The 20644-nt window shown below is 63.0% G+C and carries 20 protein-coding genes; 8 read left to right on the top strand and 12 right to left on the bottom strand.

What is annotated here, in order from left to right; genetic code table 11:
- Positions 1 to 90: 90 nt before the first annotated feature.
- Both ACP15O_RS16920 and mazG read right to left on the bottom strand, forming a co-directional pair.
- Positions 91 to 1104 (bottom strand): Fe(3+) ABC transporter substrate-binding protein, encoded by a 1014-nt coding sequence (locus ACP15O_RS16920; protein WP_425097306.1) that lies wholly within the window; start codon positions 1102 to 1104, stop codon positions 91 to 93.
- 81 nt (positions 1105 to 1185) lie between these two features.
- Complete coding sequence (mazG, locus tag ACP15O_RS16915; RefSeq protein ID WP_425097305.1) at positions 1186 to 2016, bottom strand: nucleoside triphosphate pyrophosphohydrolase; 831 nt, start codon at positions 2014 to 2016, stop codon at positions 1186 to 1188.
- 63 nt (positions 2017 to 2079) lie between these two features.
- On the opposite strand from mazG, the gene ACP15O_RS16910 reads away from it, so the two are divergent.
- Genes ACP15O_RS16910 through ACP15O_RS16900 form a run of 3 tightly spaced genes read left to right on the top strand, consistent with a single transcriptional unit; the run spans position 2080 to position 4732 of the window.
- Positions 2080 to 3246, top strand: coding sequence for a M20 aminoacylase family protein (locus ACP15O_RS16910; RefSeq protein WP_425097304.1), 1167 nt, complete (start codon positions 2080 to 2082; stop codon positions 3244 to 3246).
- A 59-nt stretch (positions 3247 to 3305) separates the two neighbouring features.
- A complete protein-coding gene (gene speB / locus ACP15O_RS16905) occupies positions 3306 to 4271 on the top strand; it encodes an agmatinase (protein WP_425097303.1) in 966 nt (321 codons plus the stop codon).
- Positions 4272 to 4324: 53 nt separating this feature from the next.
- Positions 4325 to 4732, top strand: coding sequence for a DUF1499 domain-containing protein (locus tag ACP15O_RS16900; RefSeq protein WP_425097302.1), 408 nt, complete (start codon positions 4325 to 4327; stop codon positions 4730 to 4732).
- Here the strand turns inward: ACP15O_RS16900 and ACP15O_RS16895 are convergent.
- Complete coding sequence (locus ACP15O_RS16895; RefSeq protein WP_425097301.1) at positions 4670 to 4954, bottom strand: hypothetical protein; 285 nt, start codon at positions 4952 to 4954, stop codon at positions 4670 to 4672. The genes ACP15O_RS16900 and ACP15O_RS16895 overlap by 63 nt on opposite strands.
- A gap of 63 nt (positions 4955 to 5017) precedes the next feature.
- Here ACP15O_RS16895 and prfA point away from each other — a divergent pair, with 63 nt between their 5' ends.
- The 3 genes from prfA to ACP15O_RS16880 all read left to right on the top strand — a co-directional run bounded on the left by prfA (position 5018) and on the right by ACP15O_RS16880 (position 7747).
- Positions 5018 to 6067, top strand: a complete 1050-nt coding sequence (gene prfA / locus ACP15O_RS16890; protein WP_425097300.1) for a peptide chain release factor 1 — start codon at positions 5018 to 5020, stop codon at positions 6065 to 6067.
- Positions 6068 to 6898, top strand: a complete 831-nt coding sequence (prmC, locus tag ACP15O_RS16885; protein WP_425097299.1) for a peptide chain release factor N(5)-glutamine methyltransferase — start codon at positions 6068 to 6070, stop codon at positions 6896 to 6898.
- Between the two features lie 243 nt (positions 6899 to 7141).
- Positions 7142 to 7747: a DUF4167 domain-containing protein gene (locus ACP15O_RS16880; RefSeq protein ID WP_425097298.1), complete on the top strand. Its 606-nt coding sequence runs from the start codon at positions 7142 to 7144 to the stop codon at positions 7745 to 7747.
- Positions 7748 to 7801: 54 nt separating this feature from the next.
- On the opposite strand, the gene rsmA is transcribed toward ACP15O_RS16880, so the two are convergent.
- The 6 genes from rsmA to lptF are packed head-to-tail and all read right to left on the bottom strand — an operon-like array spanning position 7802 to position 15249.
- On the bottom strand, positions 7802 to 8641 hold the full coding sequence (gene rsmA, locus ACP15O_RS16875) for a 16S rRNA (adenine(1518)-N(6)/adenine(1519)-N(6))-dimethyltransferase RsmA (protein WP_425097297.1): 840 nt from the start codon (positions 8639 to 8641) through the stop codon (positions 7802 to 7804).
- Complete coding sequence (gene pdxA, locus ACP15O_RS16870) at positions 8638 to 9615, bottom strand: 4-hydroxythreonine-4-phosphate dehydrogenase PdxA (protein WP_425097296.1); 978 nt, start codon at positions 9613 to 9615, stop codon at positions 8638 to 8640. The genes rsmA and pdxA overlap by 4 nt, the downstream gene beginning before the upstream one ends.
- A complete protein-coding gene (locus tag ACP15O_RS16865; RefSeq protein ID WP_425097295.1) occupies positions 9612 to 10841 on the bottom strand; it encodes a peptidylprolyl isomerase in 1230 nt (409 codons plus the stop codon). The genes pdxA and ACP15O_RS16865 overlap by 4 nt, the downstream gene beginning before the upstream one ends.
- 3 nt (positions 10842 to 10844) lie before the next feature.
- Positions 10845 to 13025: an LPS-assembly protein LptD gene (locus ACP15O_RS16860; RefSeq protein ID WP_425097294.1), complete on the bottom strand. Its 2181-nt coding sequence runs from the start codon at positions 13023 to 13025 to the stop codon at positions 10845 to 10847.
- Positions 13022 to 14119, bottom strand: coding sequence for an LPS export ABC transporter permease LptG (lptG, locus tag ACP15O_RS16855; RefSeq protein ID WP_425097293.1), 1098 nt, complete (start codon positions 14117 to 14119; stop codon positions 13022 to 13024). Before lptG ends, ACP15O_RS16860 begins: the two co-directional genes overlap by 4 nt.
- A complete protein-coding gene (lptF, locus tag ACP15O_RS16850; protein WP_425097292.1) occupies positions 14116 to 15249 on the bottom strand; it encodes an LPS export ABC transporter permease LptF in 1134 nt (377 codons plus the stop codon). The genes lptG and lptF overlap by 4 nt, the downstream gene beginning before the upstream one ends.
- A 127-nt stretch (positions 15250 to 15376) precedes the next feature.
- Here lptF and ACP15O_RS16845 point away from each other — a divergent pair, with 127 nt between their 5' ends.
- Together ACP15O_RS16845 and ACP15O_RS16840 are read left to right on the top strand one after the other, a co-directional pair.
- A complete protein-coding gene (locus tag ACP15O_RS16845) occupies positions 15377 to 16840 on the top strand; it encodes a leucyl aminopeptidase (protein WP_425097291.1) in 1464 nt (487 codons plus the stop codon).
- Between the two features lie 3 nt (positions 16841 to 16843).
- Positions 16844 to 17299, top strand: coding sequence for a DNA polymerase III subunit chi (locus ACP15O_RS16840; RefSeq protein WP_425097290.1), 456 nt, complete (start codon positions 16844 to 16846; stop codon positions 17297 to 17299).
- Positions 17300 to 17317: 18 nt separating this feature from the next.
- On the opposite strand, the gene ACP15O_RS16835 is transcribed toward ACP15O_RS16840, so the two are convergent.
- From ACP15O_RS16835 to ACP15O_RS16825, 3 genes are all read right to left on the bottom strand, one after another.
- Positions 17318 to 17896 carry a retropepsin-like aspartic protease family protein gene (locus ACP15O_RS16835; protein ID WP_425097289.1) on the bottom strand — a complete coding sequence of 193 codons (579 nt, stop codon included), beginning with the start codon at positions 17894 to 17896 and terminating at the stop codon, positions 17318 to 17320.
- Between the two features lie 63 nt (positions 17897 to 17959).
- Positions 17960 to 18580: a MarC family protein gene (locus ACP15O_RS16830; RefSeq protein ID WP_425097288.1), complete on the bottom strand. Its 621-nt coding sequence runs from the start codon at positions 18578 to 18580 to the stop codon at positions 17960 to 17962.
- Positions 18581 to 18693: 113 nt separating this feature from the next.
- Positions 18694 to 20541, bottom strand: coding sequence for an ABC-F family ATP-binding cassette domain-containing protein (locus ACP15O_RS16825; protein WP_425097286.1), 1848 nt, complete (start codon positions 20539 to 20541; stop codon positions 18694 to 18696).
- Positions 20542 to 20644: the final 103 nt, after the last annotated feature.

Raw genomic sequence — 20644 nt, 5'->3', positions numbered from 1 at the left:
CAATTGCACAGCGGCCCACAGGCGCTGCGCCATAAAAAAGGGGCGGCCTCCCCTCATGAAGACCGCCCCAAGCTGAACAGACCGATCCGATCAGCCGTCGAAATCCACCTCTTCGATCAGCTTCAGCGCGGCAGGGCGCAGCGCGGCCAGATCCATCAGGTTCACGTCATCGGCGGTGAAGCTGCCCCAGCTTTTGACCAGATCATCGGCCTCGGCGCCCGGTGCGATCGGGTATTCGAAATTCGCGGTGGCATAGATTTTCTGAGCCTTGGGCGAGGTCAGGAACTCCATCAGTTTCAGCGCGTTATCCGCGTTGGGCGCGTGTTTCGTCATCGCCACCCCCGAGATGTTCACATGCGCGCCGCCATTGCCAAAGGTCGGGAACACCACGTTGACCGAGTTCGCCCAGGCCTGCTGTTCCTCATCGGCCAGCATCTTGCCCATGTAATAGGTGTTGCCGATGGCGATGTCGCATTCGCCGGCCCAGATCGCCTTGACCTGCGCGCGGTCGTTGCCCTGGGGTTTGCGCGCCAGGTTGGCCTTCACGCCTTCCAGCCAGGTTTTCGCACCCTCTTCGCCCAGGTGGTGAATCACGGCCGAGGTCAGCGCAACATTATAGGCATGGGTGCCCGAACGGGTGCAGATCCGGCCCTTCCACTTGGGATCGGCCAGGTCTTCATAGGTGGTCACGTCGCCCTCGGCCACGCGCTCTTTGGAGGCATAGACAACGCGGGCGCGGGTGGTCAGACCCCACCATTGCCCATCGGGATCGTGATAGGCGGCGGGGACGTTGGCGCTCAGCACGTCCGATTTGACAGCCTGCGTCAGGCCCGCGTCCACAACGGCGGCCAGGCGCGAAATATCCACGGTCAGCACCAGATCGGCGGGCGAGCGTTTGCCCTCGGCCTGGAGCCGCTCGATCATGCCTTTGGCCAGATAGGCGACGTTTACCTTGATTCCGGTCTCTTCGGTGAAGGCGTCGGTCAGGGGCTTGAGCAGTTCAGGCTGGCGGTAGGAATACAGGTTCACATCTGCGGCCAGCGCGGGCGCGGCGGTCAGAGTGGCCAGCGCGGCGGCCAGAATGGATTTCGGAGTGCAGAACATTGGGGTCCCCTAGAATCGTTGGTTTCGTTGGGGAAGCTTTATTCTGACTAAATCACTCAGGTCAATACCTGATTATTTAAATCACCTTTTCCTGTCCGCTGCCCGATGTTCCAGTTTTACCTGGTCCCACAGCGCATCCATTTCCGTCAGGTCCGACTCCTCGGGGCGCTTTCCCATCTCGGCCAGTTTTGCCTCAACCCCCTGGAAACGCTTGATGAACTTGGCATTCGCAGCGCGCAAGGCTGCCTCGGGTTCGACCCCCAGATGACGCCCCAGATTGGCCATCACGAACAGCAGGTCGCCAAATTCCTCTTCGACCTCGGCCTGGGTCAGCTCTGTGCGGGCTTCGTGCAGTTCGGCGGCTTCTTCGGCGATTTTGTCGATTACCTGATCGGCCGAGGGCCAATCGAACCCGACCCGCGCCGCCCGTTTTTGCAATTTATAAGCCCGCAGCAGCGCCGGAAGCCCCACCGCCACCCCGTCCAAAGCTCCAGTCTGCGCCTTGCCTGCCCGCTCGGCCGCCTTGATGGTTTCCCAGTCGCGAGTCTGCTGCTCGGCTGATTTGTCGCGGCTTTCATCGCCAAAAACATGCGGATGCCGGGCGACCATCTTATCGGACATGGTGTCGGCCACCTGATCGAAGGTGAACAGCCCCCGTTCGCTGGCCATCTGCGCGTGAAACACCGATTGGAACAGCAGATCGCCCAATTCGCCCTTCAGCTCGTCCCAGGCCTCGCGCTCGATTGCGTCGGCAACCTCATAGGCTTCCTCGATCGTGTAGGGCGCGATGGTGCTGAAATCCTGCGCAATATCCCACGGACAGCCCGTCTGCGGATCGCGCAGACAGCGCATGATTTCCAGCAAACGCGGCACGCCGCCGTTGGGGTTGTGGATCAGGGCGTCATCGGGCATTGCGCAGGCTCCGTCTTTGAGGTTGTGATAAAGACTGACCTTTTGCCAAACAGGAGTCCACCTATGCCCGTCATCAATCGCATCGCCGGTCTGGCCGACGAGATGACCGCCTGGCGGCAGCATCTGCACACCATCCCCGAGCTGGGATTCGACTGTTTCCAAACGGCGGAATTCGTGGCCGAGCGGCTGCGCGAATTCGGCGTGGATGCGCTGCATACCGGCATCGCCACGACGGGCATTGTGGCGGTGATCCATGGCCGGGAAACGGGGCCGACAATCGGGTTGCGGGCGGATATGGATGCGCTGCCCATCCCCGAGGACACCGGGGTTGCCTATGCCTCGGGGCATCCGGGCGTCATGCACGCCTGCGGCCATGACGGGCATACCGCGATGCTGTTGGGGGCGGCGAAATACCTGGCCGAGACGCGTAATTTCGCGGGCAGCGTGGCGTTGATCTTTCAACCGGCCGAGGAAAACGGCGGCGGCGGCGGCGTGATGGTCGAAGAGGGCATCATGGAGCGTTTCGCCATCCAAGAAGTCTATGCGCTGCACAACGCGCCGGGCTTTGACGAGGGCAAATTCTACACCACTCCGGGACCGATCATGGCGGCGGTGGACACCTTCCATATTGATGTCAAAGGCGTCGGCGGACATGGCGCCATGCCGCATGAGACCCGCGATCCGGTGGTGGCCGCGGTGGGCATCGTGCAGGCGATTCAGACGATCAGCAGCCGCAATCACTATGCGCTGGACGATCTGGTGATCTCGGTCACGCAGATTCACACGGGCAGCGCGGAAAATATCATCCCCGAATCCGCCTATATCAACGGCACCGTGCGCACGTTCGATCCGGCGGTGCAGCAAATGGTGATGGGCCGGATGCAGGAAATCGTGGACGGGCTGGGCCCCGCCTATGGGGTTGAGGCCACGCTGAATTATGAGGTCTGGTATCCGGCCACGGTGAACGATCCGGCAAAAACCGCCTTTGCCTGCGATGTGGCCCGCGCCGTGGTGGGCGAGGCCGCGGTGGATGCGGCCTATAGCCGGGAAATGGGGGCCGAGGATTTCTCGTATATGCTGAATGCCCGCCCCGGTGCCTATCTGTTTCTGGGCGCGGGCGAGGGGGCCGGATTGCACCAGCCTCAGTTCAATTTCAACGACCGGATCGCACCCATCGGGGCCTCGTTCTTTGCGCGGGCGGCCGAGGCCGCATTGCCATTGCAGGCTTGACCCCGAAAGCCGGGATGGTAATTTTGATCAAATTATTCTTTCCCTGATCGGAGGCGGCAATGGCACTGGAAGACGCGAAAAAGCAGATCGACGCGGCGTTCACCCGCGCGGACCTGAAGGGGCTGAGCTTCGAGAACGCCTTTGCCGGGGCGACATCATTCCTGCGGCGCAAATATACCAAGGATCTGAGCGGCGTGGATCTGGCGGTGACCGGCGTGCCTTTCGATCAGGCGGTGACCAACCGCACCGGCACCCGCATGGGCCCGCGCGCCATCCGCGAGGCCAGCACGCTGCAACCTTATGATCCGCCCTATGGCTGGGGGTTTGATCCGCTGGGAGAATTCGCGATCATCGACTATGGCGATCTGGCCTTTGATTACGCCAATGTCAGCGCCACCCCCGGCGCGATCCAGCAGCATTTTCAGACGCTTCTGGCGGGCGGCGTGGGCACTGTGACCTTGGGGGGGGATCACTTTATCACCCTGCCGATCCTGCGCGCCTATGCGGAAAAATACGGGCCCCTTAGCGTGATCCAGTTCGATGCGCATTCCGATCTGTGGGCCGATGACGATATGGACCGGATCGACCACGGGACATTCATGTATAAGGCGGTGAAGCTGGGGCTGGTGGATCCCGAACGCTCGGTTCAGATCGGGATCCGCACGGAATGCGATGACTATTGCGGGATGAACTATATCGACGCCCGCACCGTGCACGAGGACGGCCCCGCCGCCATCGCCAAACGCGTGAGGGACATCGTGGGCGAGCATCAGACCTATGTCACCTTTGATATTGATTGTCTGGATCCGGCCTTTGCCCCCGGCACGGGCACGCCGGTTTGGGGCGGTCTGTCCAGCGGGCAGGCGGCCATCATCCTGCGCGATCTGGCCGGGATCAACATGGTCGGCGGTGATATCGTCGAGGTCAGCCCCCCCTATGACACCACCGGCGCCACGGCCGTGGCGGGCGCGCATGTCGCGATGGAGCTGATCTGCCTGTGGGCCTGGACGCGCCGTCAGGCTTGACCACGGCAGCAGGCATCCCAACTCTATGCAGGACAAAACATAAGGGATGCGCGATGAATTGGCTCTATGTGATTGTGGTTTTGGTGGTGGGCTTTGGGCTCTATGTGCGTCTGGCGCCCAGCGATCCGGCGCGCTGGCATCAGCCGATCAAAGGCGCGCAGGACAAGGATTTCAAGGGCGGCGCGCTGCGCATCCTGCCCGGCAGCGGGGCCGAGACCTTCGCGGCGCTGGACCGGATCATCCAGGCCAGCCCGCGCACCTCGGTGCTGGCCGGGTCGCTTGCGGATGGGGAAATCACCTATATCACCCGCTCGGCGCTGTGGGGGTTTCCCGATTACACCACGCTGGAGCTGCGCAAAAACGGTGTCGCTATTCTGGGACGGCTGCGGTTTGGGCGCTCAGATCTGGGGGTCAACAAGGCCCGGATTCAGGGATGGCTGGACGCTCTGGCCCAAAAATGAGCTCAGACACCCTGAGGCCACCTCGCGCCACATCGGCACGTTCAGCGACATCTGACATTGCGCCATGAACATGCGCCCGTCCACTTGCAGGCAGATCGTCTGACCCAGTTCCACCCGCGCGCCGCCGGTATCGGTGCAATAGCACTCTACCGTTTTGCCACCGATCGTGGCATCGGCCAGTGCCGGGCTGGCCAGCATCAAAAGGGCAGGGATCAGGCGCATACAGATAGGATAGCACAGACCGGGGACTTGACCAAATCCCGGCGATCCGCCAAGGAACACAGCATGATTTCTATCGAGCGGCTTCACCAGATCACCCAACGGTTCCAATTCCTTGAGGCTAAAATGGCCGAGGGGAGCGGGGATATTGCCGCATTGGGCCGTGAATATGCCGAGCTACGGCCCGTGGTCGAACAGATCGAGCAATACCAACAGCTGACCTCGGACATTGCCGAGGCACAGGACATGCTGTCAGACCCCGAAATGAAGGCTCTGGCCGAAGAGGAACTGCCATCGCTGAAGGCCCGCCTGCCCGAGGCCGAGCAAGCCCTGCAACTGGCGCTGCTGCCCAAGGATGCCGCCGACGCCCGTCCCGCGATGATCGAGATCCGCCCCGGCACAGGCGGGGACGAGGCCGCGCTGTTCGCCGGCGATCTGCTGCGGATGTATCAGCGCTATGCGGAAACGCACGGCTGGAGCTTTGACATTCTGGACATGCAGGAAACCGAACTGGGCGGCATCAAGGAAGTCACCGCGCATATCAAAGGCGAGGGCGTCTTTGCCCGGCTGAAATTCGAAAGCGGCGTGCACCGGGTGCAGCGCGTCCCCGAAACCGAAAGCGGCGGGCGCATTCATACCTCGGCCGCCACCGTCGCCGTCCTGCCCGAGGCCGAGGACGTGGACATCCAGATCAACCCCGCCGATTTGCGGATCGACACGATGCGCAGCTCGGGCGCGGGGGGGCAGCACGTGAACACCACGGATTCGGCGGTGCGGATCACCCATATTCCCACCGGCGTTGTGGTCACCAGTTCCGAAAAATCCCAGCACCGCAACCGCGAGATCGCGATGAATGTGCTGAAGGCGCGGCTGTATGACATGGAGCGGCAGAAGGTGCATGACGAACGCTCGGCGGATCGGAAGGCGCAGGTGGGCTCGGGCGATCGCAGCGAACGGATTCGGACCTATAATTTCCCGCAAGGCCGCATGACGGATCACCGGATCAACCTGACGCTTTATAAGCTGGATCAGGTGATGCAGGGCGATCTGGACGAAATCATCGACGCTCTGACAGCGGAACATCAGGTCGCTCTGCTGGCCGAGATGGACGGATAAATGCGCATCCAAGAGGCGCTGCGCGCTTTGGCCGAAATCTTGGCAAACGCTCAGATCGACGCCCCCGCGCGTGAGGCCCGTCTGCTGCTGGCCCACGCGATGGACGTGCCGCATGAACGGCTGGTGCTGATGGCCCATGATGATCTGGATCTGGCCATTTTCGAACGCGCGGTCAGCTATTGCTTGCGCCGCGCCGCAGGCGAGCCGACCTCAATGATCCGTGGCTATCGCGATTTCTTTGGCCGCAGGTTCAGCGTGACCGCAGAGGTTCTGGACCCGCGCCCCGAAACCGAAATTCTGGTGGCCGAGGCCCTGACGCAGAAGTTTCAAACTGTGTTGGATTTGGGCACCGGCTCGGGGTGTATCCTGATCAGCCTGCTGGCCGAACGGCCCCAGGCCACCGGGATCGGCGGCGATCTGAGCGAGGCGGCTTTGAAAGTGGCCGAGGGAAACGCGCGCGATCTGGGTGTGGCGAACCGCGCCGAATTTTTGCACAGCGATTGGTTCAGCGGCATCGCGGGCACCTTTGATTTGATCGTGTCGAATCCGCCCTACATTTCTGCCGAAGAAATGACCGAGCTGTCCGCCGAAGTACTGAACCACGACCCGCACATGGCGCTGACTCCGGGGGGGGATGGGTTGCGCCCGTACCGCATTCTGGCCCAGCAGGCGCCGGGCTACCTAGCACCGGCGGGGCGCATCCTCTTGGAAATCGGCTGGCGACAAGGCTCTCAGGTTGCACAGATTTTCTTGGATCACGACTGGCGCGACGTTCGGGTTCTGCCCGACTTGGATGGCAAAGACCGGGTGGTCACGGCAACCCGTGGCTGAAATGCACCTTTGGGAAGGTTTTTTTTACCTGATTGGGCTGAAAATGCGGTGATTCTACTTGTCACCCGGTCGGTTTAGGCTTTACTCAGGGGGTGTTGATCCGGTGGATGCGCGGTGGAACCTGCGGCGCGGTCCCGGTCAACACCAAGCCAAAATCGTTGTGATCCGGTCTGATGTTGAGAGCGCAAGAGGCGCGAAACGGGCACAACAGTTCGAATATTTTGAAGGCTGGAAATCAGGAATATGAGATCTTCGAAAAGCCGCTCGCGGTCCAAATCGAACCGCAACAATAACCGATCCGTGGGCAATATCGTCAACCGCGTGTTTGACAGCAACGGCCCCGAGGGAAAGGTGCGCGGCACGCCGCAGCAGATCATCGACAAATACAATCAGCTGGCCCGCGATGCGCAGCTGGCCAATGACCGCGTGGCCACGGAAAACTTCCAGCAGCACGCCGAACATTACCTGCGTATGCTGGCCGAGGCGCAGCGCGAGCAGGACGCCCGCCGCGAGGAACAGGAACGCCAGAACCGCGAGCGTCAGGCCGAACGTGACCGCGAGCGCGCCGCCCGTCAGGAACGCGAGGCCGCCGAGGCCGGTAAGAAAGCCGCCGCCGATAAGGGCGCGGGCGAGCAGCCGGACGTGATGGATATGGGCGATACTGGCGAAAGCGGGCTGGTGGAAACCCCCGAAAGCCAACCGGCCGAGGACGCGCCCAAACCCAAACGCACCCGCGCGTCTTCGCCGCGCAAACCGCGCGCCAAAAAGGCGGACAAAGATGCGCCCAAGGCCGAGAATGGGGATGTCACGCCGCCTCAGCAGCCACCGGCGCCCGAAGCGGCCGAGTAAGACACCGGTATTTCATCGGATCAGCGCGGGGGCTTTGCCCTCGCGTTTTTCATTTCAGGTTTTCAGAATGCGGGCCAGCGCGCAGAATTGCTCAAGCGAGACAGTCTCGGCCCGGTCCGTCGGTTTGATGCCCGCAGCGATCAGGCGATCCTCCAGATCCGGGGCAATCCCCTTGAGGGCCGCGCGCAGCATCTTGCGCCGCTGATTGAACGCTTTGGCGACCACGCGTTCCAGCGTTTTGGCATCGGCGGGGAAACGCGGCTGGGGCAGGGCAGTCAGATGCACCACGGCGGAATGCACCTTGGGCGGCGGGCTGAAAGCCTCGGGGGGCAGGTGCAGCACGATCTGCGTATCCGTGCGCCATTGCGCCAGAATCGCCAGCCGGCCATAAGCCTTGGAGCCCGGCTGCGCGACGATCCGCTGCGCCACCTCTTTTTGGAACATCAGCGTCAGGGATGACCAGAAGGGCGGCCAGTCCTTGGGCGTCAGCCAGCGCACCAGCAGCTCGGTGCCGACATTATAGGGCAGGTTCGCCGCGATGCGGATGGGCGGCGTCAGATGCGCCAGCGGGTCCACCTCCAGCGCGTCGCCGTTGATCACCTGCAAGCGGCCGGGATAGGCCTGGGCGATTTCAGCCAGAGCGGGCATACAGCGGGGGTCTTTTTCGATGGCCAGCACACGGCGCGCGCCCTCGGCCAGCAGCCCGCGGGTCAGCCCGCCGGGGCCGGGGCCGATCTCCAGCACGTCGCTTTGGGCCAGATCCCCGGCCAGCCGCGCGATTTTCGCGGTCAGGTTCAGATCCAGAAGAAAGTTCTGCCCCAGCGATTTTTTGGCCGCGATCCCATGGGTTTCAATCACTTGTCGCAGCGGAGGAAGCGTGTCGATGCCGCTCATGCGGATGCCTTTCTGGCGCGGCCCATCTGGCGAGCCAGTTTCAGCGCCTCGATCAGGGAATTGGCATCCGCAATCCCGCGCCCGGCAATGTCGAAGGCCGTGCCGTGATCGGGCGAGGTGCGGATAAACGGCAGGCCCAGCGTCACATTCACCCCGCCCGCGAAATCCAGCGTCTTGATCGGGATCAGCGCCTGATCGTGATACATGCAGATCGCCGCGTCATAGCGGGCACGGGCCGCCGGGTGGAACATCGTGTCGGCGGACAGGGGCCCCGCGATGTCCATCCCTTCGGCGCGCAGCTGATCCAGAACGGGGGTGATCAGGGTGATTTCCTCGGTGCCCATCGCGCCGCCTTCGCCAGCATGGGGGTTCAGGCCGGCAACCGCCAGACGCGGGTTCGGCAGTGCGAAATCGCGCTTCAGGGCGGCATGGGTGATACGCAGGGTTTCGCTTAGCAGCGCGGGGGTCAGCAGCTTGGGCACATCGGCGATGGCTTCGTGGATGGTGGTGGGCACGACGCGCAATTGCGAGCAGGCCAGCATCATCACCACGCGCTGAACCCGGCCCAGAGCGGCCAGATATTCGGTGTGGCCCGGATAGGCAAACCCGGCGCCGTCTTTCAGCGCCTTTTTGTGGATCGGCGCCGTGGTCAGCGCGCTTGCCTGACCCGATTGCACCAGATCCACCCCGCGCGCGATCACGTCAATCACGCCTTGCGCGTTGGCCGGATCGGGCTGTCCGGGCGTGGCGGGGGCGGCGAAACGATGCGGCAGAACGGGCAGAGCATGGGGCGCGGCCTGCGCGGCCTCGGCGGGGGTGCGGATTTCCGTAACGGGGGTGCCAGCGGGCAGATGACGCGGATCGCCGATGTAGAAAAACGGCAGATCGGCGCGCAGGCTGGCCCAGGCCTTGGCCGCGATTTCAGGGCCGACGCCTGCCGGTTCCCCGCAGCTGAGCGCGATGGGAAGGCTCATTCCTCGATGATCCGGGCGTCGGCGCGCAGCTGTTCCAGATAGCCATTGGCCAGGGCCTCGGCGCGGCGGTTGCGCAGCTGGGCGGTCAGTTCCTCGCGCGAGGCATCCTCGGTCAGGGCCGGGGTGCGCCCGCACATCATCAGCAGCATCAGCGTCTGACCGTCGTTGCGCGTCAGGGCGGTTGAAAATTCGCCCTTGTCCATTTTCGCCAGTTCTAGGGCAATGTCGCGGGGGATCTCACCGGGTTTCAGGGTGACGCGGGTCAGGTTTTCCTCGGGCTGCCCCTGGACCAGACCATAAAGATCATCGCAGGTATCGGCCTGATCCATGATCTTTTGCGCGCTGGTCAGAGCCTCGGGGGTATGCCCGCCGGCAATCCGCAGCGCCGCATATTCAATCGCCGCAATCGCCGGGGCGCGATAGGCGCTTTCCCCGACCGAGCGCATCTGGAACAGCGCCAGCGCCCCCTGAACGGGCAGAGGCTGGGTGATCTCTGCGGGTTTGAGCGCCATGATGACGGGGCGCAGCTGCGGCGGCAAGTTCGTCAACGGCATCCAGTTGATCTTGCCGCCCTGTTCGCGGGTGCGCCCGCGCGAATAGCGTTTGGCATTGGCGGCAAACCCGGCAAAAGTCTGGTCTTTCTGGATCAGCAGCGCCAGTTCCATCGCTTCATCCTCGCGGCCCTGGGGGACGGGGATGAAAATCTCGGACAGCAGCACCTGGGTAGAGCTGTTATTGGCCAGCGCGCGCTGCGCCTTGTCGATGTCCTCGTCCGTGACGGCCAGCCGCGAGGCAAACTTGGCCCGCACCACCTCGCGCCAGGCCAGGCCCGAGAACAGGAAATCCTCGAAGGTTTGCCGCGCGACGCCCTTGCTGGCCAGATAGTCCATGAATTTTTCCGGCGTCATCTTGGCCCGGCCGGCGAAATCCTTGATGCCGGCGGTGATCATTTCCTCGGTGATATTCACCCCGATGGCAAAGGCCGCATCCAGTTTCAGGCGGTCCTCGATCAGCTGTTTGCGCGCTTCCTTGGGCAGATCGCCGGGCGCGCTGAGCGCCTCCATCAGCATGATGCGCTGGTCGATCTCATAATAGGTGATCGCGCGGTCATTGACCCGGATCGCGGGGGAAAACGGGCTTTGCGCCTGGGCGGCCCCAAAGCTGGTCACAGCCAGGGCACAGGCGAAAAGAGCAAGGAAAATCCGGCGCATGGTCAATTTTGTCATCCTTTAGTTCCTACAGGTGCGGGTATAGCTGCGATCATTGCTGCCAGCGCTAAACCCCCTTAGACCCACGGTAAAGCCGAAATTCGTTGACGGATCAACAATCGTCGAACTGGTAAAGCGCCGCGACAGGGACATGTTTACCTCGATACATTCGTTCATATAGCGCAAACCCAGGGCGGCCTCGGTGGCGCGGCGGTCGGCCACATCATAGCGCCAGTTGGCCGTCCCCGACCAGTGCCGGGAAAAACGGTGATACCCGTCCAGGGACCATTCGGACACCGTGTTGGCGCGGTCCTCGTCCGCATCGGCGCCCAGCCAGACATAGGACAGCCCGAACCCCGATTTCGAGGTCTGCCAGCTGGCGCGGGCCTCGGCCTTGTGCAGATCGGCGCCGCTGCCCATCAGAGCGCGGGCGGTCAGGTTCAGCCCCTTGTCATTGCGCAGCTGCGCCGCCACCAGCAGATCCGAGCGCGTGCCCGACAGCCCCGAGGTTTGCGAGAACGCGGCGTCCTCGTCCTCGCGCAGAACCTGGCCCAGGGTCAGGGTCGAGCCCCAGCCGCTGGCCGCCGTGCGCGTCCAGTTCAGCCCGATCGCGGCCGCCGCACCGCGCGCGCGCCGGTCAGGGGCGGGGAAATGCGACAGGGACAGCAGATTGCCCTCGTCAAATTCGACGCGGGTGCTTTCGTCATTGGGAATGTCCAGCCCGTCGCCGCCAACCCAGCCCATCATCAGCACGGGCTCCACCACATGAACCGTGCCCCCCCGTCCGGTTTTCAGCCAGGGCCAGCGCAGGGTCAGCGCGGTCTGCGGGGTCAGCAGCACCTCGTTATTGATTGCGGCCACCGCGTCTTGCCGCACCGTATAGGCATCCACCGAGGCCCCGGCCATGAATTCCGCCTGAATGCCGGGCCCAAAGCTCCAGCTGCGCAGCCATTGGGCGGACATCTCGGCCCGGCTGACATCGCGCCCGTCGCCCCAGATGTCGCTGTCCGGCCCGTCCGTGGCCAGATCCGAGTAACGGTAATGCGCGTGGCTGGCCAGGTTCAGGCGCAGCTCGCCGCCCAGACGGGCCGGGAACAGCCGGCGCTCGTATTCCAGATCTCCGATGATCGTCGGGATGGTCGAGTTATCCTCGCCCTCGCGCAGCGTCTGAAAGGACACCAGAGCCGCCCGCCGGTATTCATCGCGTTTGACGCGGGTGACGGCGATCTCGCTCTTCAGGCGGTCCTTTTCGGAATACAGGTAATCCAGCAGATAGGCGCGGTCGGTCACGGCTTCGATGCCGAAGGACAGTTTGTAATCCTGTGGCAGATCGAACAGCCCGTCGGCAAAAACATAGCCGCGCTGCTCGCCCGGCAGAAGGGTGTCATCCGTCAGCGCACCTTCGAATTCGATACGCCCGGTGCGAAAGGCCTGCCGATAGCGCCATTCCAGCGTGGTGGTTTCAGCCGACAGATAAGGGGTTAGCGTCAGGTCTTTGTGATCGCCGATCTTGATGAAATAGGGGATTCGAATCCCCAGCCCCAGTTCCGAGCTTTGTTTCAACGAGGGAATCAGAAACCCGCTGGCGCGTTCCAGCGTAGGGTCGGGCAGGCGCATCCGGGGCAGCCACATCACCGGCACATCCAGCAGCCGCAACTGCGCGTTTTCGAAATAGAGCTGGCGTTCCTGCTGATCGTGGATCGTCCGCTGGGCGCGGATTTGCCAGACGGGGGGCGTGTTGGAATTGCACACCTGACACGAGGTCGCCGCCACCTTGTAAAGCTGCGTATAGCGCCCGCCGATGCGGTTGATCTGATTGGCGGCCAGCTGCACCTGCTGTTCGAACACCATGCGCGCGCCGCGCAGGATGCCGTTTTCCAGCTTGCTGTCCAACTCGCCCGAGCCCGCAAGGATCACGGTATCCTCGCCCTCGGTCAGGGTGATCGGGCCGGTGATGATCAGTTGATCCTTGGTGCGGTCATATTCGATCCGCGCGGCTTTCAGGCGGGCGTTGCCGTGCATGACCTCCACATGGCCCTGCGCGATCAGCCGGGTGCGGCCGGACAGGGACAGGCTGTCGGCCACCAGCACCGCAGGGGGGCTGGTTTCAGTCTCAGCGCCTTGCGCAGCGGCAGAAACAGGCAAGAGGGCCAGCGCGCCGATCAGGGCCAGCGCGGCCGGGGGGGCGAATTTACGGCTCATCCGTCCTCCATATGCAGAAGCAGCCCAAGCGCCAAGAGCACCGAGGCCGCAGGCGGGGCCCAGGCGGCCAACATCACGGGAATCTGTCCGTTTTCCCCCAGGATCTGCGCAAAATTGCGGATGTAATACAGGCTGAAACCCAGCATGATCGCCGTCAGCACCGCAATCCCCGTGTGCCCAAACCGCGTGTGTCGCATGGTAAAGGCCGAGGCGATCAGCACCATGGCCATCAGGAACAGCGGCCGGGCCAGCTCCATTTGCAGCCAGACGGCGTGGCGGCGGGCCGAGAACCCGGCCTCTTGCAGCTGCTGGATATAGCGCGGCAGATCCCAGACGGAAATCACGCCCGGCGTGCCGAAACTATCGCGAATCCGGTCCTGAGTCAGGGTCGAGGGCAGGCTGAGCGTGTCATGCGTCTTGGCCCCGGCCTCGGGGTTCAGACCGGCGGTCAGCGGCCAGACCTTGGCGTTCGTCAACGCCCAGGCACCGTCCAGCAGGGTGGCGCTTTCGGCCTGAATGCGGCGGAACGGCCCGCCTTCGGGCGCATAGGCCAGAAAAGTCACGTCAAACAGCGTGGTCCCGTCGGGATTGGCGCTGGCGGCGCGGATCACCGTCTGCCCCTCGCGCCCGCCTTGGCGCAGCCACAGCCCCTCAGAGCTGATCGACAGAATATCCGCGCCCTCGTTGCGATAGGATTCATACAGTTCGGAATAGCGTTTCGAGGTCGCCGCGACGATCGGATTGAACATCGCCACAGCCAGAACGCCGATCAGCGCGGCCACGGAAATCGGGGCCAGAAGGCTGCGCAGCGCCGAGCGCCCGGCCGCCCGCGTCACCACCAATTCAGACGAGCGCGCCAGCCCCAGAAACAGCGCAATCGTCGCCAGAATCATCACCAGCGGCAGGATATTGTAGATCGCCTGCGGCGTGTTCAGCAGCGTCAGCTCGACAATCTGCGGCAAGGCCACGCCCAGGGCCGAAAACCGGCTGATCTGCTCGACCAGATCAATCATGGTCATCAGCAGGAAAAACACGCCCAGAATGCCCAGAAAGATCAGTGCGAATTTGCGCGCGAAATAGAAATAGAGCGTCATGCCGGGGCCTCCGGCAGGGGGTGGGGCTTGCGGGGGCGGCGGCTGCGTCCGGCCCAGGCCAGCAGCCCGGCGGCCATCGCGATACCCGCCACCGAGGGCGCATAGGCCAGCGGCCACATGGCCGGGGTGGCCTGCACCGCATCGGCCGAGACGCCCTCGACCAGTTTCACCAGCACCAGCAGCACCAGCGCCGCCACGATCTGCCGCCAGACGCCGAAGCGCGAGAAACTGCCCACCAAGAGCGTGGCGAACCCGATCAGGGCCGCCGCCAGGCACAAGAAGGCCTGGTTGATCCTTCCGTGCGCCTCTTCGATGACGCGGCCAACGGTTTCGCCGGTTTCGGCCGCGATCCGGCCGGGAAAGCGCAGCATCTCCAGCGTGCCGGTATGGCGCACGCCGCGGGTCTGGGCCTCGGTTTTGCGGATCAGGCCGGTGATGTCATAGGAAAAATCGGTGAAATGCGTGGTAAACAGCCGGTTGCCGTCGCGGGTAAAGCTTTGCGCCATCCCGTCCAGCATCACCAGTTTGACCGCGCCATCCTGATTGGCCAGATAGGCACGGGTGGCCGTGTATGTCTGGGCGCGGTCCTCGCGGCGGCGATCCGACAGGAACACATCCTCCAGCGCGCCATCGGGGGTGATTTCACGGATGAAGAACGTCACCCCGTCAGTAGGATGCAGGAACGTGCCCTCGGTCAGCAGTTTGGCGGTGACGTTTTCGGCGATCTCGGCCTCGCGCTGCTGCATTTGGTACAGGCTGGCAGGCACCAGAAGATGCGTCAGCGCCGACATCATCAGCCCCACGATCAGCCCATAGGTGACCACCGGACGCGCCAGACGCCAGGGGCTGTAGCCCGTGGCCTGCATCACCACCAGCTCGGATTCGCTGCTCAGCCGGTTGGTCACGTAAACCGAGGCCGCAAACGCCGCCATCGGCAGCACCAGCCGGATCACATTAGGCAGGGTCAGCGCGGTGAATTCCAGGAAAACAAAGGCCGACTGCCCATCGCCAATCAGCTTATCGAACAGGCGCACGGCCCGGTTAATCCAATAAACGGACACCAGCACCAGCGAAAAGAATCCAAACAGGACCATAAGCTGAGACAGCATATATCTGTCGAATCTGGCCAAGATACCCCCCCGGGAACCACATATTGCGGTCAGTGTTACCCCAAGCGCCGCCGGGGGAAAACTGCTATCTGGTCAAGGTGGCAAGGTCACGCTAGGACTCGTGTCAGAGCAGCCAAGGAGGCCCCAAATGACGACACCCGTTTCCATCCAGTTCACCGAGACCCAGATCGACCAGATCGCCAGCTTTGCCGGACGCGTTGCCGTTGTGGTGGGCGAGGACGGAAAACTGGGGCAGGGGGGCTCGCGCGCGAACCGGCTGTCCAAGGGCGCTGTGAAACGGTTCATCGAATCCGACGCCTTCGAAAAACTGAAAGACGGCGATGTCACCACCCTGGCCTGGCCCGTCGGCATGGAGGCCGAGGCGCTGGACCTGATCAAGCTGCCCCGCCGTGCCGATGTGGAAACCGTGCGCCGGGCCGGGGCGGCGCTGGCGCGCTGCAAAGGTAAGGCCGCGCTGTTGGTTCTGGCCGGAAATCTGCAACGATCCGAGGAGCTTGCCCTGGGGATCGCCTTGCGCGCCTACAGCTTTACCGACCGCAAAAGCGCCCCCGCAGAGGATGCCGCCGGCGTGACCGTCATGTGCTCGAAACCCGAAGAGATGACAGAAAAGGCCGCCCCGAAACTGGCCGTGGCCGAGGGCGTCTTTTTCACCCGCGATCTGGTCTCTGAGCCGGCCAACTATCTGACAACCACCGAATTTGCCAACCGTCTGGAGGCCCTGACCGAACTGGGCGTCGAGGTTGAAGTGCTGGACGAGGACAAGCTGGAGGAATTGGGCATGGGCAGCCTGCTGTCCGTGGGCCAGGGCTCGGCCAGCCCGTCCAAGGTGGTGGTCATGCAATGGAAGGGCGCCGAGGGCGCGCCGCTGGCTCTGGTCGGCAAGGGCGTGGTGTTCGATACAGGCGGGATTTCGCTGAAACCGGCTGCTGGCATGGAAGACATGACCATGGATATGGGCGGCGCGGGCGTCGTGGCGGGCGTGATGAAGACGCTGGCCCTGCGCAAGGCCCCCGCTCATGTCGTGGGCCTGGTGGGGCTGGTGGAAAACATGCCCTCGGGCACGGCGACGCGTCCGGGCGACGTGGTGACCTCGATGAAGGGCGACACGATCGAGGTGATCAACACCGATGCTGAGGGGCGCCTGGTGCTGGCCGACGTGCTGTGGTACGCGCAGGAACGGTTCAATCCGACGGGGATGATCAACCTGGCCACGCTGACCGGCGCGGTGATTATCGGGCTGGGGCATGAAAATGCCGGGGTCTTCTCGAATAACGATGACATCTGCGCCGATTTCCTGAAGGCCGCCGGCCAAGAGGGCGAGGGCGCCTGGCGTCTGCCCATGGGCCAGGCCTATGACGACATGATCAAATCGGCCATCGCGGATATTAAAAACTCTGGCGGGCGGCCTGCGGGCTCGATCACCGCGGCGCAATTCCTGCGCCGTTTCGTGAAAGAGGAAACCCCCTGGATCCACCTGGATATTGCCGGGGTCGCCAGTGTGAAAGCGGACACGAAATATGCCCCCAAAGGCGCGACGGGCTGGGGCGTTCTGGCGCTGAACCGGCTGATCGCCAACCGCTTTGAGGCCTGATCCTTGGGCGCGGCCTTCTTCTATCATCTGACGCGCCGCCCGTTAGAGGCGACCCTGCCCATGCTGTTGGACAAATCGCTTCAGGCTGGTTGGAAGGTGGCCGTGCGCGGCACGGATCAGGGGCGGCTGGACTGGCTGGATCAGAAGCTCTGGCTGGGCCCCGAAGAGCAGTTCTTGCCGCATGGGCTGGCGGGGGGGGCGCATGATGCGCTTCAGCCGGTGTTGCTGACAACCGGCCCCGCCGCCAATGATCCGCAATGTGTGATGTGCGTGGACGGGGCCCGGATTTCCGCCGAAGAGGTGAACAGCTTTGAGCGCATCTGCATCCTGTTCGATGGCACGGATGAGCAGGCCGTTCAGGAGGCGCGCGTGCAGTGGAAGCTGCTGACAGACGCCGGCTGCGCGGCGCAATACTGGTCAGAAGAATCCGGAAAATGGGAAAAAAAGGCCGAATCCTAAGGGGTTGCAGGCCAAAGCTTATCTGGTCAGCGTCAGCGATTTCGGCGTGATCTCGATCCCTGAATAGCGCCGCAAATAGGACATGCCCAACAAAGAGCTGTCCATTTCGCCCCCATTCACCCAGGCGCGCACATTCTGATCAAGGATCGGCCCAACAGACACCGATTGCAGCCGCACCGGAGCCGTCCTGACCACCCCATTCGCGGTCATGGCCTCGCCCAGGAAGGTTAGCTCTTCGGGGTCCAGCCCGGATTTCAGCGCATCCTGACGGCTAAGCACAATATCCGTCGCGCCGGTGTCCACAACGAAGCGCACAGGCGTGCCGTTGATTTGCGCCGTCAGGTAAAAATGCCCGTCCGGAGAGGCGGGGATCTCAATTTGTCCATTGGAATGAATGGCTTGCCTGGGAGAGCTAATGTTGCGCACGTCCTCCCACAGGCCGATGGCCGCGATCACGCCGATGAACAGAAACACCCAGATCAGGGCCTGTTGCAGCAGCTTTGACAGGCCATTGCGGTTCTGTATGAAAAACCAGCCGCCAACGACCACCAGCAGCAAAACCAAGTAGATGATGCGCCCAAATTCCCAGCTGGTCATGCAGATGGTCCTTCGCTGTTAACCCCTGCTTCATCATATAAGAGCTTTATCGCGGTTTTCATCCTATGCGGCGAAACCAAAGGCGCGCAGCCCGTCCAGAACGAACTGCACCGCCAGCGCCGAGAGCAACATGCCCAGCAATCGGGTGACCACGCTGATGCCGGTTTTCCCCAGGGCTTTCTCTAGCCAACCTGCTGTCATGAATAGCAAAAACACGATCACCAGGACCGAGACCATAATCCCCAGAACCAGCGCAATCCCTGCATATCCCGGCTGCTGCCCGGCCAGAAGGATCATGGTGGCGATTGCTCCGGGCCCGGCGATCAGCGGAATCCCAAGGGGAAAAACAGACGGGTCATCCTGATGATCCTCGTCGTCGGCCTGATCCTCGCGCCGTTTTTCACGCCGCTGAAACAGCATGTCCAGAGCCGTAAGAAACAGCAACAATCCCCCGGCGATCCGGAAGGCGGGCATTGATATTCCGACGAAACCCAGCACCGCCTCGCCGAACACGGTGAACAGGCTGAGCACGAAAAACGCCACAATAACAGCGCGGAACGCAATGGATCTGCGCCGCTTGGAGGCCATGCCCTGGGTCAGGGCCACGAACATCGGGGTCAGGCCGATTGGGTCGATGATCACGAACAACGTGACAAAGCCGGTGATAAGGAATGCGGTGTCCATGGGGCTATGCTATCCGGGGCGCGGGTTTGGTGCCAGTCTCTGTTCTGGAATGGCTGGTTTTGGGATTAATCTTTTAAAAGCAGTGTTTTGCTGTCCATTTTTGATGCAGGATTTTAGCTGGCTTCGGCCTGCTCCAGCTTCTCCAGAGCCTCCATCCACAGCGATTCCGCGCGGGCCATGGCCTCTTGCAACTCGGCGTATTTCTTTTGCAGGGGGACGGCCTGATCCTTCTTTGTGGTGAAAAGTTCAGGATCGTTCAGCAGGGTTTGCAGCTTGTCTTCCATCTGCGAGAGTTTTTCGACCCGGTCCTCGCATTTGCGCACTTCGGCGCGCAGGGTCAGAAGCTGATCGCGCCCGGCGCGTTTGGGCGCGGCCGGCTTGCTGGCCGGTTTGGGGGGCGCGTCCGATTGCAGCAGCATCCGGCGATATTCGGACAGGTCTTCGTCATAGGGTTTGACGGTGCCGCCGCTGACCAGCCACAGCCGGTCGGCGACCATCGACAAAAGGTGCATGTCGTGGCTGACCAGCACGACGGCGCCGGAATAGGCGTTCAGCGCCTCCATCAGGGCCTCGCGGGATTCGATGTCCAGGTGGTTGGTCGGCTCATCCAGGATCAGCAGATGCGGCGCGGGCAGGGTGGCCAGCAGCAGCGACAGGCGCGCCTTTTGACCGCCCGACAGGCGGCCGACCTCGGTTTCGGCTTGCTCGGCCATCAGGCCAAACCCGGCCAGACGGGCGCGCAGCTTGGCCGGGGTCTGGTCGGGCAACTCGCGCTGGATATGTTGCAGGGGCGTTTCATCGACGTGCAGCTCGTCCACCTGATGCTGGGCGAAAAACCCGATGCGCAGTTTGGAGGAACGCGAGATCCGCCCCTCCATCACCGGCAGGCGGTCGGACAGCAGCTTGGCCAGCGTGGATTTGCCCTGACCGTTCTTACCCAGCAGGGCGATGCGGTCGTCCTGATCAATGCGCAGGTTCAGACGCTTCAGAATGGGCGTGTCGCCATAGCCCACCACCGCGCCCTCGGCCGAGATGATGGGGGGCGACAGCTCTTCGGGTTCGGGAAAGGAAAAAACGGTGCGGGCGGCATCCTCGGGGGCGCGGATCACGTCCATTTTCTCCAGCATCTTCACGCGCGATTGCGCCTGTTTGGCCTTGGTCGCCTTGGCCTTGAACCGATCCACAAAGGATTGCAGATGGGCGCGGCGGGCCTCTTGTTTCTTGGCCTGGGCGGCCTGCACGGCGCGCTGCTCGGCGCGTTGGCGTACGAACTGGTCATAGGGGCCGGTGTAATAGGTGAGCTTGTGGTTCTCCAGATGCAGGATCGCGCCGACCGCGCGGTTCAGGAGTTCCCGGTCATGGCTGACGATGATCACGGTATGCGGATATTTGGCCAGATAGTTTTCCAGCCACAGCGCACCTTCGAGATCCAGATAGTTGGTGGGTTCGTCCAAGAGCAGGTAATCGGGCTGCGAAAACAGCACGGCGGCCAGGGCCACGCGCATCCGCCAGCCCCCGGAAAAGGCGCTGCACGGCATTTTCTGTTCGTCCGCGTCAAACCCCAGCCCCCGCAGGATCGAGGAGGCCCGCGCCTCGGCTGACCAGGCGTCGATGTCGGCCAGACGGGTCTGGATGTCCGCAATGCGGGTGGGGTCGGTGGCGGTCTCGGATTCGGCCATCAGGGCGGCGCGTTCGGTATCGGCGGCCAGAACCGTGTCCAGCAAGGAAACCTCGTTGCCCGGCACTTCCTGCGCGACGCCGCCGATACGGGCGCGGGCCGGGATTTGGATGGACCCGCTGTCCAGATGCAGATCGCCCCGGATCAGCTTGAACAAGGTGGTTTTGCCCGCGCCATTACGGCCGATCAGGCCCACCTTATGGCCGGTGGGAATGGTGGCGCTGGCCCCTTCGAAAATGGGGCGGCCCTCGATGGAATAGTGCAGGTCGTCGATCCGTAGCATGGCCCCGCAGTGGACCAGCGCCGGGGGGCTTGTCAATGTCGGAATGCAGGGGGGCAGGAAAGCTCTTTATCCCTTGGCAACTGCGTGCTAGAGGCGGGCCAGG

It is taken from the genome of Youngimonas ophiurae (nom. illeg.), from assembly GCF_049803795.1.
Lineage (GTDB): Bacteria > Pseudomonadota > Alphaproteobacteria > Rhodobacterales > Rhodobacteraceae > Thalassobius.
Note: the sequence above shows the minus strand (reverse complement) of the source record. Positions and strands in the feature narration are given on the sequence as shown.